This window comes from Actinomadura sp. 6N118, from assembly GCF_044326415.1.
Lineage (GTDB): Bacteria > Actinomycetota > Actinomycetes > Streptosporangiales > Streptosporangiaceae > Spirillospora.
Genome location: NZ_JBIRAZ010000001.1, coordinates 135,902 through 151,268, shown reverse-complemented (window position 1 = coordinate 151,268; position 15,367 = coordinate 135,902). Strand labels below are relative to the sequence as shown.

Here is a 15,367-nt window from a genome sequence, read left to right as displayed (position 1 = left end):
AGGCGCGGCTGAGGCGCTCTCGCTCTTCAACGAAGTCAAACCATGGATCACGGACCGGCCGAACAAATTCCATCGGGCTGGCAGCGCAGATTGAATCCAGGGATTCTTGCTCCCGAATTATCGTCAACTCAGGATTTGCTCTTCTCCAGATCCCGACACTTCTATCTTCGACCTCTACACCGTCTAGCGTTATCCGAAGATGTTCGCCAGGCCTGTTCCTGTACGAAGAATAGAAAACTATGCCTTCACATCTGTTTTCGGATTCACGTTCCAAGCACCTACGCGCAGAGAGCCACCTGAAGCCTTGGCGGGATAGACAGTTTTCCAGCCACTGGCCGACGGCTTGTACCATCTCGGATGAACTACGTGCAGCCATGAGTTCGGCATCTTGATCCGGGTTATTTACCATTAAACTATTCCTCATGAGAATTCGAGGCATTCTGCGAGGCTGCACTCCACAGAGCGGCCCCTGCCATGGCCACATCCACCGTCAGAGCCCAGCAAGCCGAGGAAATATGATCAAGGCTCGGTAGCATCAGGCGACATATGGACTTCGATGATCCTGAGCTGTTGCGCGATAGCCGCGACACACCGATCGCTATTTTGTTCATCTTCCAGTGTGACTCGACCCGTGAGATGCGATGTCAGGACGGATTCATAGCAGGAATATAGAACCTCCATTACGTCATCAGAAGAAATGGCATGAGGAGGCGCCTCAAAAAGGCGCACAAGAGCCATAAGGAACGGGCCAACCGCTGGCCTAATCGGTTCTTCGGGAAGTTCGTCGTATCGCCTCAGAAACTCTTCCGCGGAGTCAGTGTCGAACTGCCAGCTCGCAGGGTCCTTAGACCGAAGGTCAAGCGCCGATTTGATCAAATCGGCACGACTCGGCGGGAAGAATTCTTCCAGTGAAGAGCCGAGCAGAGGGATTGTTTCCTCAATGGCATCCATTGCTAGATTTGGGAGCGCGGCACCTTCCAAAGCTTCCAGATCTTGCTCATGTGGCTCGACTCGCTGGGCCCAAAGGTCCAATTTCTCACTCCTCCTCGACATCCACCGGTGCGGACAGGCCCCACCCCGGGGCAGGGAGTAGTCGATCCCGAACAGGTGCCGAATCAGCGCTGCCACCCGGCCCAGCGTCCACCGCTGGTCATCGGCATAGCCATACGCGGCAGGGCCCTCTCGGTGGCTACTCGGAAGAGACTTCCATCGGCAAGCGACGGCGGTCTTACGAACAACAAGACCAGCTGCTCATCGCGGCAGCATCTCCCGGTCCGCTGGGCGCATGAGACGACCTCCGTAGTGCCAATCCATGGCCCGGCAGCCGGCAATGCGCGCCGTCCGGTCAGTGGTCTGGCTGATCCGCCCGGCCAGAGGCGGTACGGTCAGCGCGGGCGGCGGCCAGGACCATCTCCTCGACCACCCCGCGTGTCCGCGGTGACAGGTCGACCAGCGCACGCAGCACCTCGCTGCGGATGTTGAAGGCGATCCGCTGTGCGCGTGCGGCCGCCCGGGCCTGGGCGCCGGCAGGTGAGCGTGCGCCCGGGGCCGATGGTGGTCTGATCCCGCTCGATCTGGACGCCACCATCGTGATCGCGCACTCGGAGAAACAGCAGGCGGCGCCGACCTCGAAACATACGTTCGGGTTTCACCCGATGACGGCCTTCATCGACCACGGTGAGGGTGGGACCGGCGAGGCCGCGGTGTTGCTGCTGCGGCCGGGCAACGCCGGGTCCAACACCGCCGAAGACCACATCAACGCCGGCCGGGCCGCACTCGCGCAGATCCCCGGCCATCTCCACAAACAAGTGCTGATCCGGACCGACTCAGGCGGCGGCACCCATGCCTTCCTGGACTGGGTGACCGCCCGCTGGCTGAAGTACTCGATCGGGTTCAACCTGACCGACGACATCTGCGCCGCCATCCTCGCCCTGCCCGAACGGGTCTGGGAGCCCGCTCTGAACGCCGACGGCCAGCCCCGCGACGGGGCGTGGGTGGCCGAGCTGACCGGCCTGCTGGACCTTGGCGGCTGGCCCAAGGGAATGCGGGTCATCGTCCGCCGCGAACGCCCACACCCCGGCGCCCAGCTGCGCTTCACCGACGGACACCGCTTCACCTGTTTCGTCACCGGCACCCGCACCGGCGGCGCCCACGGGCAGCTCGCCGACTTGGAACTACGCCACCGACGCCGAGCCCGCTGCGAGGACCGCATCCGCTGCGCCCCAAGCGTGGGGGCGGCCGCCGGTCTACACCCGCCGGGGGTCGTGAATGCGCTGGCCTACTGGGCGCGGGCCGGGTGCGCTTGGCGACAGCTTCCCCACGACCTGGCGAACGGTCCAACCATCACTGGCGGCCAGAGGCACGCTGGAAGCAGATCCTGGCGCACCTGCGCGAATATGACCGGACCGCCGCAGGCCGGGACCCACCCGCGGGCATCCTCGACGGCCATCGGGGCTCGTTGCTGTCCGCTACTCCTTGATTCGAGCCACCAAGGCACGCAAGGACGCCCGATCGACCACCAGGTGACCGCCGTCAGGGTTCTTGCTGTCACGAACGCCCACGGCCTTGCCGAGGTCAGCGACCTCAACGCACGCGCCGCCCGAGTCGTTGGACTTTGAAGCCTTCCGCCACACGAAGCCGTTCATGTCCATCGTTCGCTGATCACCTTTCGGATGTGCGCACGGCTCGCCTCTGGGTCGAGCGCCCGAGCCGTGAGCGAGGGGAACACCTTCTGCACATACAGGATGTCAGCCGGATCGCTCGATGTGACACCCCCGACAGTCGTCTCCAGGTACAGCAGATCCCGTCCGTCCTGTTGGGTCGCCAGGTTGAACGAACCGCTCACCCTCCGGTAGTACGCGACGGGCGCTACTTGGAGGATGACGTGATCCAGATCCGAGACGTCGAGAAGCTGCGCACATTGCGCCTTCATCACCTCGGGGCTGCCGACCTGACGCAGGAAGACGACCTCCGAGAGGACCACTGCGATGGTCGGTGGCTGCTCTCGCTGCAAGATGGCACTCTGCCTGCGCATGCGCCCCTCGAACACGTCCTCCGCCAAACCCTGAGCGCGCATGTACGCCTCCGATTGGAAGAGCCCGAACACGAAGGTCTCCTCCCAGGCCCGCAGTAGCGAGGCGGACGCCTCAGCCGCCGGGTAGTCCCGGAAGAAGTTCGGGTAGGCCGCCTGCTTCAGCACCTTGTCCCACGCCTCCGCCAGGGCGGGCGTGGTCCCGAGAGCTCCGTCCAGACTCTCCGCCATATCTCGGCGGCACCGGGTCACTCCCCGTTCGACCTGGGAGACGTAGCTCGTGCTAATGGGGATGCGGGACGCAAGTTCTGAACGGGAGATTCCGAGCTCCTCCCGCAGCCTGGTGACCTCTGATCCGAACGCAGTGGTTTGAGGGGTCGGCTGTCTCGCTGCCATGCGCTTCTCCGGGGGGTTGAAGCAGATCTGAACCTCGTTGAACCCAGATGGAGCATCCGGGGTGCGTCGTCGCGCTCAACCGACGACACTACGCCCCGTTCGTGAGGCTTGACAGTAAGTCACAACTCACGAGGGGGTCCCATGTCCGAGCGGCACACGATGACGATCGAGGCTCACGCGCACGCCCTGAAATTGGCCCGCGAGTGGGTCGGCGAAATCTTCGAGACGTGGTCGATCGACCCCTATCTCGGCAAGCTGATCGTTTCAGAACTCGCCGGGAACGTCCTCAAGCACACCGACACCGACCAGATGACGGTCCGGCTCTACTGGGCAGACCGGGGACCTGTGATCGAAGTCGAGGACTCTTCGCCTGATCTTCCCGTAGTCCACGAGATGTCGCCAGACAAACTGGACGGCCGGGGCTTGGCCATGATTCAGCTCCTCGCCGCCGATCTCGGCTGGAACGTCACCAGCGGTGGTGGAAAGTGCGTGTACGCGGTGCTTCCAGGAGTCGCGGCGTGAAGACGCGCATTAGTCGAGAACAAGTTCGTAGTGCAGCGTCTTGTAGCGCTTCAGCTTGTGCAGGACCGGCACGGCGATCCCCTGCTGGATCGGGTGCTTCCGGGCGAGCAGGCGCCTGACGGGCTTGGCCTCGGCGTCACTGAGCAGCCGCACGTGGCCCTTCACCGCGTCGCTGGTGGTCTTTCCCAGGTACTTGCTGTGGGCAACTTCGACGTTGGGGTTGTTGCGCAGGCGCTTGGCCTTCCAAGCCTTGTCGTACGTACGGAAGTAGGCCCGGCCGTCCTTCACGACGATGTTCACCGGTGTCCCTACCGGAGTGCCATCCCGTTTGAACGTGGTGAGCAGAACCGTGCGCTGCTCGGCCAGAGTCTCCAGTGTCGGGGTGCTGGTCATGATTCCTCCCTAGTCCTTTGACCTGGAGACGGGAGGAGATCCGCGAATGTGACATGCGCCAGCGGATGCGGCGGATCGGCCTGCCGGGCGCCAACTCGCCAAGCCGATCCGCCGCAGATCAGGGGGCTGGTTCAGCCAGCGGGACGCAGGGCCGCGGCTTGGTTCGCCAGGGCCTCGATCTTGTCCCAGGCACCGGCGCGCACGGCGTCGGCGGGGGTCAGCCAGGAGCCGCCCACGCAGCCCACGTTCGGCAGGCGGAGGTAGCGGGGTGCGGTGTCGATCGTGATGCCGCCGGTCGGGCAGAACCGGATCTGCGGCAGCGGGCCGCCGAGCGACTTCAGGTAGGGCAGGCCGCCCGCCGCCTCGGCGGGGAAGAACTTCATGACCGTGATGCCGTGCTCCAGCAGCGCCATGGCCTCGGAGGCCGAGGAGACGCCCGGGAGGAACGGCAGGCCGGTGGCGGCCATCGCCTCGCGCAGGGCCGGAGTGCAACCGGGGCTGACCAGGAAGCGCGAACCCGCCTTCTGCGCGTTCTCCGCGTCCTCGGGGCTCACGATCGTGCCGGCACCGATGACGGCGTCCGGCACCTCGGCGGCGATCCGCTCGATCGCGGCGAGCCCGGCGGGCGTGCGGAGCGTGACCTCGATGACCGGCAGGCCTCCCGCCACGAGCGCACGCGCCAGCGGCACGGCGGTGTCGGCGTCGTCCAGGACGACGACGGGGACGACCGGTGCGAGGTCGAGCAGCTGGTCTGCGTTCACACGAGCTCCAGAGGGGATGGGATGAGCGTCTGCGCCAGGCGGGCCGTGGCACCGACGAGCGCGGGATTCGGATGGACGATCAGCGCGGTGGGGATGGCTTGAACGTACTCCTCCACTCGAGGCTTGGCCTCGAAGCGGCGCCGGAAATCGCTGGATTCGAGCACGTCGGCGATCCGCGGGAGGATGCCGCCGCCCAGATGGACGCCGCCTCGCGCGCCCAAGGTGAGGGCCGCGTTCCCCGCGAACGCGCCCAGCAGCGCGCAGAACATCTCGATCGTCTCGACGCAGAGCTTGTCGCGCCGGACGGAGATCTCGGCGGCCGTGAGCGGTTCGACCCGGTGGCCGTGGATCGTCGCGAGCAGCCGGTAGAGCCGGGCCAGGCCGTCACCGGACAGCAGGAACTCGGCGTTGGCCGCGCCCTGTTCGGCGCGGAGCAGCCGCATGACCTCGACCTCGCGGTCGGTGCCGGCGGGCACGTCCACCTGGCCGCCCTCGCCGGGCAGCGGCACCCAGCCGCTGGGTGTGGGGATCAGCCCCGCCACGCCGAGCCCGGTCCCGGGCCCGAGCACCGCGAGCGGCGCCGAACCGTCCCGGATCGGCAGCTCGCGTCCGCCCACGGGACGCAGGTCGGCCTCGCCGAGATGCGGCAGGGCGAGGGCGAGCGCCTCGAAGTCGTTGATCACCTCGACCTGCGCGATGCCGAGGTGGACTCCCACTCGTTCGGCGGTGTCCGGGGCCCAGTCCGCGTTGGTCAGCCGGAACCGCCCGCCGACCACCGGACCGGCGACCGCGAGGCAGGCCGCGCCGGGCCTCATCCCCTCGGCGTGCTCGGCCAGGTAGGTCGCGGCGGCCTCCGCCAGCCCGGCGTGGTCGCGGCTGGCGAGCGTGCCGAGGTGGGTCGGCGTCGCGCCCGGCCCCTCCACGAGCGCGAAGCGCGCGTTGGTGCCGCCGACGTCGGCGACCAGCCAGGGATACGCGGCGCCGTCGGCAGAACCGGCACCGACAGAACCGGCTCCGCTCATCCGAACACTGCTCATCTGATCACTGCTCATCCGAACACTCCGGCACCGCGCTCGGCCGGGCCGACGGCCTGGCGGAACGCGTGGAAGAGCTCCCGGCCGGTGCCCGTCCACTCGTCCTCCGCGGGCGCGCCCCCGCTGGGCGCCCGTGCGGTGAACTCCTCGTCCGGCACCAGAACCTCCAGCAGTCCCTTGTCGGCGTCCAACCTGATGACATCGCCGTCGCGGACCCTGGACAGGGGCCCGCCCGCGGCTGCCTCCGGGGAGACGTGGATGGCGGCGGGCACCGCGCCCGACGCGCCCGACATCCGCCCGTCGGTCACGAGCGCGACCTTGTGGCCGCGGTCCTGGAGCACCGCAAGCGGCGGGGTGAGCCGGTGCAGCTCGGGCATGCCGTTGGCGCGCGGTCCCTGGTAGCGGACGACCGCGACCACGTCGCGTTCCAGCTGGCCTGCGGCGAACGCCTCCTGCAGTTGCTCCTGCGTCTCGAAGACCCGGGCTGGCGCCTCGATCAGGCGGCACTCCTCCGGTACGGCGGACACCTTGACCACGGCGCGGCCGAGGTTGCCGTCGACCGTGTGCAGGCCGCCGTGCTCGTCGAACGGCTCGCGCACCGGACGCAGCACAGCGGTGTCACCCGACAGGCGCGGCGCGCGCTGCCAGACGAGGCCCTGATCGGCCAGCACGGGAGCCTCCCGATAGGCGGTGAGGTCACCGCCCCCGACCGTGCGGGCGTCCTCGTGCAGCAGCCCGGCGTCCAGCAGCTCCCCGATCAGGAAGGCGGTGCCGCCTGCGGCATGGAAGTGGTTGATGTCGGCGGTGCCGTTGGGGTAGAGCCGGGTGAGCAGCGGCGTGACCGCCGACAGCTCGTCGAAGTCGTCCCAGGTCAGCTCGATGCCCGCGGCGGCGGCCATGGCGACCAGGTGGAGTGTGTGGTTGGTGGAGCCGCCGGTGGCCAGCAGGGCCACCACGCCGTTGACAAAAGCCCGCTCATCCAGCAGCTCGCCGATCGGGGTGTAGGCCTCGCCCCGCAGGTCGGTGAGCTCCAGCACCCGCCGTCCCGCCTCGGCCGTGAGCGCCTCCCGCAGCTCGGTGCCCGGCGGCACGAAGCTGGCGCCCGGCAGGTGCAGGCCCATGACCTCCATCAGGAGCTGGTTGGAGTTGGCCGTCCCGTAGAACGTGCAGGTGCCCGCCGAGTGGTACGAGGCGGCCTCCGCGGCCAGCAGCTCGTCCCGGTCGGCCTCGCCCGCCGCGTAGCGCTTGCGGACCTTGGCCTTCTCCCCGTTCGGCAGCCCGGAGTGCATCGGCCCGGCGGGCACGAGGATCACCGGCAGATGGCCGAACGACAACGCCCCGATCACCAGCCCGGGCACGATCTTGTCGCACACCCCGAGCAGCAGCGCCCCGTCGAACATGTCATGTGACAGTGCCACGGCGGTCGCCATGGCCACGACATCGCGGCTGAAGAGCGACAGCTCCATCCCGGCGCGCCCCTGCGTGATGCCGTCGCACATGGCGGGCACTCCCCCGGCGAACTGCGCCGTGCCCCCCGCGCCGGCGATCGCCGCCTTGAGGACGTCCGGGTAGTCCTTGAGCGGCTGGTGCGCCGAGAGCATGTCGTTGTACGAGGACACGATCGCCACGTTCGGCGTGACGTTCCCGCGGAGCTGGAGCTTTTCCAGCGGCCCGCACGCCGCGAACCCGTGCGCGAGATTGGCGCACCCCAAGCCGCCCCGGGCGGGGCCGGCGGTCCGCGCGCTCCGGATCCGCGCCAAATACGACGCCCGCCGATCGGCGCTGCGCTCGGAGATACGCCGTGTGACCTGCTCGACCACCGGATGAAGACTCATGTACCAGGAAACTACCGGCACTTAGGGCACCGAAACAACCTACTTAAGAAGGAAAACTTACCTAAGTACCCGATCTTGACCGGCTCGACATGCCGAAGTCACCCGTGCTTCACTGACCTGATGCGCCGCCCGTCCACCAGCGGCGACGTGCTCCGGCTGATCCGCGAGGAGGGCGTCGACACCCGCGCCGAGCTGGCCCGGCTCACCGGCCTGTCCCGCCCCGCCGTCGCCCTCCGGGTGAACGAGCTGATCGCGCGCGGCCTCCTGGTCGAACGCGCCGACGGCCCCTCCACGGGTGGCCGCCCGCCGGCCCGCCTCGCGTTCAACGCCGCCGGCGGCACCGTCCTCGTCGCCAACCTGGGCAAGTCCCGGGGCCAGGCCGCCGTCTGCGACCTTTCCGGCGAGGTCGTGGTCCAGGCCCCGTTCGAGCAGCAGGCCGCCCGCACGCTCCCCGCCCTCCTCGACCAGTGGGACGACCTCCTGACCAAGGCGGGCCTCGCACCCGACACCGTCCGGGGCGCGGGCATCGGCATCCCCGGCACGGTCGAGTTCGCCGCCGCGGAATGGGACGGCGCCCCGATCCGCCCCGCCGTCGCCGACCGCTTCGGGGTCCCGGCGTTCCTCGACAACGAGGTCAACATCGCCGCCCTCGGCGAGCACCGCGCGGCCTACCCCGATCTCGGGGACCTCCTGTTCGTCAAGGTCTCCACCGGCATCGGCGCCGGCCTCATCACCGGCGGCCGGATCCAGCGCGGCGCCCTGGGCGCCGCCGGGGAGATCGGCCACATCCCCGTCCTGAACGGCGACGGCACCGCCTGCCGCTGCGGCAACCTCGACTGCGTCGAAGCCGTCGCGGGCGGCGCCGCCCTCCTCGCCCGCTCAGGCGCCTCCGACCTCGCCGCCTTCTCCGCCCTCGCCCGCGACGGCGACCCCGGCACGGTCGCCCTCGTCCGCGACGCCGGCCGCCGCATCGGCGAGGTCATCGCCGCGGCCGTCAACCTCCTCAACCCCGCCGTCGTCATCCTCGGCGGCGACCTCACCGGTGCCTACGAGCCCCTGATCGCGGGCGTCCGCGAGGTCGTCTACCAGCGCGCGACCGCCCTGGCGACCCGCCGTCTCCGGATCGAGCCCAGCCGCCTCGGCGACCGCGCCGGCCTCACCGGCTGCGCCGCGATGGTCCTCGACCACATCCTCACCCCCGAGGCCGTGGACGCCACCCTCCCCACCCTCTGAACCACACCGGCACCCCGGCCCGGCTCTGCAGGGCCGGGGCTTTGGGCTGCACCCTTTCTTCCGCTGCACGCGTGTGTGATCTTGATAACAGAATGGGCACGATCTTTCTGAAAGTTTCTGCAAGGGATTTACCGTCTTGCAAGGCGTTGCTACGTTCCCTCCACCCGACGGGTCGGTCACCGGCCCCTTGACAAGGAGGAATGATGCGGCGCACCCCCCTGGCAGGCATTGCCGCCTGCCTTGCGTTCGCTCTTGCCGCGTGCGGCGGCGGTGGCGACAAGCCCCAGTCCGGCAAGTCCATCGACCCGGCGACCGTCAGCGGCACGGTGACCTACTGGGACACCTCGGACGCGGCGGTGGAGGGCCCCGCGTTCAAGGAGCTCATCGCCGAGTTCAAGACCAAGCACCCGAAGGTCACGGTCAACTACGTCAACGTCCCGTTCGGCGAGGCCCAGAACAAATTCAAGACCGCCGCGCAGAGCGGGTCGGGCGCGCCCGACGTGCTGCGCACCGATGTCGGCTGGATGACCGAGTTCGCCTCGCTGGGGTATCTCGCGCCGCTGGACGGGACGTACGCGCTCGACAAGCCCGGCGATTTCCTGGCCTCCTCGGCGGGGAGCGTGAAGTACAACGGCAAGACGTGGGGCGTGCCGCAGGTGACCGACTCGCTCGGCCTGCTCTACAACAAGGACCTGCTCAAGAAGGCCGGGCACGACACCCCGCCCAAGACCGTCGCCGAGCTCAAGCAGGCCGCGCTGGACGTCAAGTCCAAGACGGGCAAGACCGGGCTGACGCTGAACGTGGACGCCTACTTCCTGCTGCCGTTCATCTACGGCGAGGGCGGCGACCTGGTGGACGCGGCCGCCAAGAAGATCACGGTCAACTCGCCGCAGAGCGTGGCCGGGCTCAAGGTCGTGGAGGACCTGATGACGTCGGGCGCCGCACCCAAGCCCGCCATCACCGACAGCTACACCGCGGCCATCACCGCCCTCAAGGAGGGCAGGACCGCGATGATCTACAACGGCCCGTGGTCGGCCACCGACGCGCTCAAGGGCTCGGCGTTCAAGGACAAGGCCAACCTCGGCGTGGCGCCGGTACCTGCGGGTTCGGCGAAGGCCGCGGCGCCGACCGGCGGGCATGACTACACCGTCTACGCCGGCTCCAAGAGCCTGGACGCCTCGTACGCCTTCGTGCGCTTCATGGCCTCCACCGAGAGCCAGGCGAAGATCGCCGCCAAGCTGGGGCTACTGCCGACGCGCACGTCCGCCTACGCCGTGCCGGAGGTCAAGAACAGCGAGCTGGTCAACACCTGGAAGCCCATCGTCGACACCGCCGTGCCGCGGGCGTGGATCCCCGAGGGCGGCCAGCTGTTCGAGCCCCTCGTGCAGGCCTACCAGGGCATGGTGAGCGGCAACACCGACGCCGCGGGCGCCGCCAACACGGTGGACGGCAAGTACCGCGGGCTCCTCAAGGGCTGGGGCTGATGCGTCCCTTCACAGGGAAGCGCTGGACCGGGAAACGCTGGACCAGGAAGCGCTGGACCTCGGCGCACTGGCACGCGTGGACCATGGTGGCCCCGGTGGCCATCGTCATGGGGGTACTCGTCGGGTACCCCCTGGTCCGCGGCGTCTACCTGTCGCTGACCGACGCGAACGAGGCGAACGTGGGCCGGACGATCGGGATGAACGAGATCCCGGCCACCTACTCGTTCGTCGGCCTGGACAACTACCTGCAGATCATGCAGGACGACACGTTCTGGCTCCGGCTGGGCTGGACCGCGCTGTGGACCATCGCCTGCGTCTTCCTGCACGTGAGCATCGGGCTCGGGCTGGCGATGTTGCTCAACCGGCGGGTGCGGTTCCGCGGCGTCTACCGGATGCTCCTGGTGTTGCCGTGGGCCGCGCCGGCGTTCGTGTCCACGTTCATCTGGCGCTACCTGCTCAACCACGACTTCGGCCTCGCCAACGGCGTGCTGCGGTCCGCCGGGCTGCCCGCGGTGAGCTGGCTGGACGACCCGACGATGGCCAAGATCTCGGTCATCACGGTGAACGTGTGGCTCGGCGTGGCGTTCAACATGGTGGCGCTGCTGGGCGGGCTGCAGTCGATCCCGGGCGAGCTGTACGAGGCGGCCCGCGTGGACGGCGCGTCGGCGTGGCAGCAGTTCCGCAACATCACGTTGCCGATGTTGCGGCCGGTCAGCCAGACCGTGATCCTCATCGGCACGATCTGGACGTTCAACCAGTTCCCGGTGATCTTCCTGCTCACCCGGGGCGGTCCCGACAGCGCCACCGAGATCCTGGTGACGGCCGCCTACCGGGACGCCTTCACCGGGATCCGGGACTACAGCGGCGCCGCCGCCAACGGGCTGGTGATCCTCGCCCTGCTGGTCGTCATGGCGTGGGCGTACCGCCGTTCACTGCGCAAGCACGGGGAGGTCTGGGGATGAGCGCCCACGACGAGAAAAAGCCGCGTCACGCGAAGAAGCGCAGCGTGGTCGCCTCCATCGGGCTGCACGCCGCGCTGCTCACGGCCAGTGCGATCTCGCTGATCCCGCTGGCGTGGCTGGTGCTGACCTCGTTCAAGCCCAAGGACGCCTGGATCTCCAGCGACGTGCGGTTCTTCGACCAGCCGACGCTGGACAACTACCGCTACGTGCTGACCGAGACCTCCTTCCCGCGCTGGCTGCTCAACTCGGTGCTGGTGGCGGGCATGACGATGGTGATCGGGGTACTGATCGCGGCGTCCACCGGGTACGCGATCAGCCGGTTCCGGTTCGCCGGGCTCCGCACGATCCTGTGGTTGCTGCTGGTCACCCAGATGTTCCCGGTCGCCGTGCTGATCGTGCCGCTGTACAACCTGCTGGGCCGGCTCGGCCTGATCAACCAGTATCCGGGCCTGGTCATCGCCTATCTGACCGTGGCGGTACCGTTCAGCGCCTGGATGATGAAAGGCTACTTCGACACGATCCCCACGGAGATCGACCAGGCTGGTCAGATCGACGGGCTGACCCCGTTCGGCGCGTTCTTCCGGCTGATCCTGCCGCTGGCCAAGCCGGGCCTGGCCGTCGCCGCGTTCTACTCGTTCATCACCGCCTGGGGCGAGGTCGCCTACGCGACGGCGTTCATGACCGGCGACGACCACTACACGCTCGCGCCCGGCCTGCAGCAGTTCGTGAGCCAGACCCGCGCCGAGTGGGGCTGGCTGACCGCGGCGGCGGTCCTCATCACGATCCCGGCCGGCGCGGTCTTCCTCGCCGTTCAGCGGCACCTGGTGACCGGCCTGACCGCAGGCGCCTCCAAGTCCTGACCGGCGCTCCAAGTCCTGAAAGGACCCGATGTCACACAACAGCACGACCGTGTCCGCCACCATGGCCGCCACCGGCACCCGGTGGTGGCGGGACGCGGTGATCTACCAGGTCTACGTCCGCAGCTTCGCCGACTCCGACGGCGACGGCATCGGCGACCTGGCGGGCATCCGCAGCAGGCTGCCCTATCTCGCCGAGCTCGGAGTGGACGCGCTCTGGGTCACCCCGTTCTACACCTCGCCGATGGCCGACTTCGGCTACGACGTCGCCGACTACCGGGACGTGGATCCGATCTTCGGCTCGCTGGACGACGCGCGGACACTGGTCCGCGACGTGCACGAGCACGGCCTGCGGATCATCGTGGACGTGGTGCCCAACCACAGCTCCGACATGCACGCCTGGTTCCAGGAGGCGCTGGAGGCGGCGCCGGGCGGGCCGGAACGGGCACGCTACGTCTTCCGCGACGGGCGCGGGCCGGACGGCGCCGAACCGCCCAACGACTGGGAGTCGGTCTTCGGCGGACCCGCCTGGACCCGGGTGCCCGACGGGCAGTGGTACCTGCATCTCTTCGCCCCCGAGCAGCCCGACCTCAACTGGGAGAACCCCGAGATCCACCGCGAGTTCGAGGACGTGCTGCGGTTCTGGCTCGACCTGGGCGTGGACGGCTTCCGGATCGACGTCGCGCACGGCATGGTGAAGGCGCCGGGCCTGCCCGACCTGGGCTACGCCGACCAGATCTCCATGCTGGGCCGGGCCGTGCTGCCGTACTTCGACCAGGACGGCGTGCACGACATCCACCGCGGGTGGCGGCGGCTGCTGGACTCCTACGAGGGCGAACGGATCGGCGTGGCGGAGGCCTGGGCGCCGACGCAGGAACGCCTGGCCGACTACGTACGACCGGATGAGCTGCACCAGGCGTTCAACTTCCACTACCTGACCGCCGACTGGAACGCCCGCGACAAGCGCTCGGTCATCGAGGAGTCGCTGCGCACGGTCGAACGAGTCGGTGCCCCCACCACCTGGGTGTTGTCCAACCACGACGTCAAGCGGCACGTCACCCGGTACGGCGACGGCGAGGTCGGTGTCCGGCGGGCCCGCGCCGCCGCGCTGCTGATGCTGGCGCTGCCCGGTTCGGCGTACGTCTACCAGGGCGAGGAACTGGGGCTCGCCGAGGTACTCGACCTGCCCGAGGAGTACCTCCAGGACCCGCAGCGCGGCCGCGATCCCGAGTCGGGACGCGACGGGTGCCGGGTGCCGATCCCGTGGTCGGGCGACGCACCGCCGTTCGGCTTCGGGCCGGGATCCAGCTGGCTGCCCATGCCCGAACGCTGGCGTGACCTCACGGTGGAACGGCAGGCGGCCGACCCGGAGTCGATGCTCGCGCTCTACCGGGCGGCGCTGCGGATCAGGCGGGAGCACCCCGCGCTCGGTGACGGGACGCTGCGCTGGCTCCCCGCTCCTGACGGCGCGCTGGTCTTCGAACGCGTCTTCGAACGCGGCACGGCCACGGATGAGGACGGCACAGGCGGACGGCGGCTGGTCTGCGCGGTCAACCTCGGCAAGGACACGGTGCGCGTGCCCGCGTACGGCCGGCCGCTGCTGGCGAGCGCGCCCATCCGGCCGGACGGTGACCGCCTCGTCCTGCCGCCCGACACGGCCGTCTGGTGCGAGGCCCTATCCGGTCAGTAAAAGTGCCCGGTCAGCGACCGGGCGACAGCTAACGGGAAAGGTAGGTTAATGCCCATGACAATGCGCCTGGCCGATATCGCGGCCCACGCGGGGGTCAGCGAGGCGACCGTGAGCCGGGTGCTCAACGGCAAGCCGGGCGTGGCCGCGGGGACCCGGCAGGCGGTGCTCACCGCGCTCGATGTCCTGGGCTACGAGCGCCCGGCCCGGCTGCGTTCGCAGCGGGCCGGGCTGATCGGCCTGATCGTGCCCGAGCTCAGCAATCCGATCTTCCCGGCGTTCGCACAGATCATCGAGAACGCGCTGGCGTTGTCGGGCTACGCGGCGGTGTTGTGCACGATGACGCCCGGCGGCATCCGCGAGGACGACTACACCGAGCTGCTGCTCGAACGGGGCGTCGCGGGCATCATCTTCGTCAACGGCGAGCACGCCGACTCCCAGTCCGACCCGTCGCGCTACACCCGCCTGATCGACCGCGGCCTGCCGATCGTCCTGATCAACGGGTTCCGCCCCGACATCCCCGGTCCGTTCATCTCCAACGACGACACCGTCTCGCTGGAGATGGCCGTCGCGCACCTTGCCGCGCTGGGGCACCGCCGCATCGGCCTGGCGGCCGGCCAGTCACGGTTCGTGCCGTCGATCCGCAAGACCGAGGGATTCCGCCGCGGCATGCAGGAGCAGCTCAACACCACCGAGGTGGACGACCTCATCGTCAACACGCTGTTCACCGTGGAGGGCGGCCAGGCCGCGGCGCAGGAGCTCCTCGACCGCGGCGCCACCGCGATCTGCTGCGGCAGCGACATCATCGCCATCGGCGCGATCCGGGGCGTGCGGCAGCGTGGGTTGCGGGTGCCCGAGGACGTCTCGGTCGTCGGCTTCGACGACTCACCGATGACCGCCTTCCTCGATCCGCCGCTGACCACTGTCCGCCAACCGGTCCGCGAAATGGGACTGGCCGCGGTGGCCAATCTGCTGGAGGAGATCGGGGGCACCCGGGCACCGCGCGCCGAACTGCTCCACCGGCCTGAGCTCGTCGTTCGCCGTTCCACCGCGCCCGCGCCCGTGGCCGCCGCCGCACGCTGACCCGTCCGCTCGATCCGCGGTGGGCCCCCACCGGTAAGTAACGGTTGCGTTGCGACAACTTGACAGTGACATGGCTCACGGTCTTTCCT

General features: G+C 68.8%; 14 protein-coding genes and 1 pseudogene. 8 read left to right on the top strand and 7 right to left on the bottom strand.

Annotated elements, in window-relative coordinates; genetic code table 11:
* Positions 1-519: 519 nt before the first annotated feature.
* Positions 520-1,032, bottom strand: coding sequence for a hypothetical protein (locus ACH34W_RS00600; RefSeq protein WP_395958639.1), 513 nt, complete (start codon positions 1,030-1,032; stop codon positions 520-522).
* Between the two features lie 362 nt (positions 1,033-1,394).
* Between ACH34W_RS00600 and ACH34W_RS00595 the strand changes: the two are divergent.
* Positions 1,395-2,234, top strand: a pseudogene (locus ACH34W_RS00595) (transposase); the annotation flags it as partial.
* Positions 2,235-2,468: 234 nt separating this feature from the next.
* Here the strand turns inward: ACH34W_RS00595 and ACH34W_RS00590 are convergent.
* Both ACH34W_RS00590 and ACH34W_RS00585 read right to left on the bottom strand, forming a co-directional pair.
* The gene (locus tag ACH34W_RS00590; RefSeq protein ID WP_395959276.1) at positions 2,469-2,645 is read right to left on the bottom strand and encodes a DUF397 domain-containing protein; all 177 of its coding nucleotides are present in this window, start codon (positions 2,643-2,645) and stop codon (positions 2,469-2,471) included.
* Positions 2,642-3,427 (bottom strand): helix-turn-helix domain-containing protein, encoded by a 786-nt coding sequence (locus ACH34W_RS00585; protein ID WP_395958638.1) that lies wholly within the window; start codon positions 3,425-3,427, stop codon positions 2,642-2,644. The genes ACH34W_RS00590 and ACH34W_RS00585 overlap by 4 nt, the downstream gene beginning before the upstream one ends.
* 141 nt (positions 3,428-3,568) lie before the next feature.
* On the opposite strand from ACH34W_RS00585, the gene ACH34W_RS00580 reads away from it, so the two are divergent.
* A complete protein-coding gene (locus ACH34W_RS00580; RefSeq protein WP_395958637.1) occupies positions 3,569-3,949 on the top strand; it encodes an ATP-binding protein in 381 nt (126 codons plus the stop codon).
* Between the two features lie 9 nt (positions 3,950-3,958).
* Here ACH34W_RS00580 and ACH34W_RS00575 read toward each other — a convergent pair whose 3' ends face one another.
* The 4 genes from ACH34W_RS00575 to edd all read right to left on the bottom strand — a co-directional run bounded on the left by ACH34W_RS00575 (position 3,959) and on the right by edd (position 7,972).
* Positions 3,959-4,342, bottom strand: a complete 384-nt coding sequence (locus tag ACH34W_RS00575) for a PPOX class F420-dependent oxidoreductase (RefSeq protein ID WP_395958636.1) — start codon at positions 4,340-4,342, stop codon at positions 3,959-3,961.
* A 131-nt stretch (positions 4,343-4,473) separates the two neighbouring features.
* On the bottom strand, positions 4,474-5,103 hold the full coding sequence (eda, locus tag ACH34W_RS00570; protein ID WP_395958635.1) for a bifunctional 4-hydroxy-2-oxoglutarate aldolase/2-dehydro-3-deoxy-phosphogluconate aldolase: 630 nt from the start codon (positions 5,101-5,103) through the stop codon (positions 4,474-4,476).
* Positions 5,100-6,140, bottom strand: a complete 1,041-nt coding sequence (gene glk / locus ACH34W_RS00565) for a glucokinase (protein ID WP_395958634.1) — start codon at positions 6,138-6,140, stop codon at positions 5,100-5,102. The genes eda and glk overlap by 4 nt, the downstream gene beginning before the upstream one ends.
* Before the next feature lie 11 nt (positions 6,141-6,151).
* Complete coding sequence (gene edd, locus ACH34W_RS00560) at positions 6,152-7,972, bottom strand: phosphogluconate dehydratase (protein ID WP_395958633.1); 1,821 nt, start codon at positions 7,970-7,972, stop codon at positions 6,152-6,154.
* Between the two features lie 120 nt (positions 7,973-8,092).
* Here edd and ACH34W_RS00555 point away from each other — a divergent pair, with 120 nt between their 5' ends.
* From ACH34W_RS00555 to ACH34W_RS00530, 6 genes are all read left to right on the top strand, one after another.
* Entirely contained in the window at positions 8,093-9,205 is a 1,113-nt protein-coding gene (locus tag ACH34W_RS00555) for an ROK family protein (protein ID WP_395958632.1), read from the top strand.
* A 203-nt stretch (positions 9,206-9,408) separates the two neighbouring features.
* Positions 9,409-10,689 carry an extracellular solute-binding protein gene (locus ACH34W_RS00550; RefSeq protein ID WP_395958630.1) on the top strand — a complete coding sequence of 427 codons (1,281 nt, stop codon included), beginning with the start codon at positions 9,409-9,411 and terminating at the stop codon, positions 10,687-10,689.
* Positions 10,689-11,651 (top strand): carbohydrate ABC transporter permease, encoded by a 963-nt coding sequence (locus ACH34W_RS00545; protein ID WP_395958629.1) that lies wholly within the window; start codon positions 10,689-10,691, stop codon positions 11,649-11,651. The genes ACH34W_RS00550 and ACH34W_RS00545 overlap by 1 nt, the downstream gene beginning before the upstream one ends.
* A complete protein-coding gene (locus ACH34W_RS00540; protein WP_395958628.1) occupies positions 11,648-12,511 on the top strand; it encodes a sugar ABC transporter permease in 864 nt (287 codons plus the stop codon). Before ACH34W_RS00545 ends, ACH34W_RS00540 begins: the two co-directional genes overlap by 4 nt.
* 28 nt (positions 12,512-12,539) lie before the next feature.
* Positions 12,540-14,198: a glycoside hydrolase family 13 protein gene (locus tag ACH34W_RS00535; RefSeq protein ID WP_395958627.1), complete on the top strand. Its 1,659-nt coding sequence runs from the start codon at positions 12,540-12,542 to the stop codon at positions 14,196-14,198.
* A gap of 54 nt (positions 14,199-14,252) precedes the next feature.
* Positions 14,253-15,278, top strand: coding sequence for a LacI family DNA-binding transcriptional regulator (locus ACH34W_RS00530; protein ID WP_395958626.1), 1,026 nt, complete (start codon positions 14,253-14,255; stop codon positions 15,276-15,278).
* Positions 15,279-15,367: the final 89 nt, after the last annotated feature.

What these genes read in the sequence shown, in the direction of transcription:
- ACH34W_RS00590 (WP_395959276.1), bottom strand. Translation starts at nt 2,645, where the DNA reads ATGAACGGCTTCGTGTGGCGGAAGGCTTCAAAGTCCAACGACTCGGGC.
- ACH34W_RS00585 (WP_395958638.1), bottom strand. Translation starts at nt 3,427, where the DNA reads ATGGCAGCGAGACAGCCGACCCCTCAAACCACTGCGTTCGGATCAGAG.
- ACH34W_RS00580 (WP_395958637.1), top strand. Translation starts at nt 3,569, where the DNA reads ATGTCCGAGCGGCACACGATGACGATCGAGGCTCACGCGCACGCCCTG.
- ACH34W_RS00575 (WP_395958636.1), bottom strand. Translation starts at nt 4,342, where the DNA reads ATGACCAGCACCCCGACACTGGAGACTCTGGCCGAGCAGCGCACGGTT.
- glk (WP_395958634.1), bottom strand. Translation starts at nt 6,140, where the DNA reads ATGAGCAGTGTTCGGATGAGCGGAGCCGGTTCTGTCGGTGCCGGTTCT.
- edd (WP_395958633.1), bottom strand. Translation starts at nt 7,972, where the DNA reads ATGAGTCTTCATCCGGTGGTCGAGCAGGTCACACGGCGTATCTCCGAG.
- ACH34W_RS00555 (WP_395958632.1), top strand. Translation starts at nt 8,093, where the DNA reads ATGCGCCGCCCGTCCACCAGCGGCGACGTGCTCCGGCTGATCCGCGAG.
- ACH34W_RS00550 (WP_395958630.1), top strand. Translation starts at nt 9,409, where the DNA reads ATGCGGCGCACCCCCCTGGCAGGCATTGCCGCCTGCCTTGCGTTCGCT.
- ACH34W_RS00545 (WP_395958629.1), top strand. Translation starts at nt 10,689, where the DNA reads ATGCGTCCCTTCACAGGGAAGCGCTGGACCGGGAAACGCTGGACCAGG.
- ACH34W_RS00540 (WP_395958628.1), top strand. Translation starts at nt 11,648, where the DNA reads ATGAGCGCCCACGACGAGAAAAAGCCGCGTCACGCGAAGAAGCGCAGC.
- ACH34W_RS00535 (WP_395958627.1), top strand. Translation starts at nt 12,540, where the DNA reads ATGTCACACAACAGCACGACCGTGTCCGCCACCATGGCCGCCACCGGC.
- ACH34W_RS00530 (WP_395958626.1), top strand. Translation starts at nt 14,253, where the DNA reads ATGACAATGCGCCTGGCCGATATCGCGGCCCACGCGGGGGTCAGCGAG.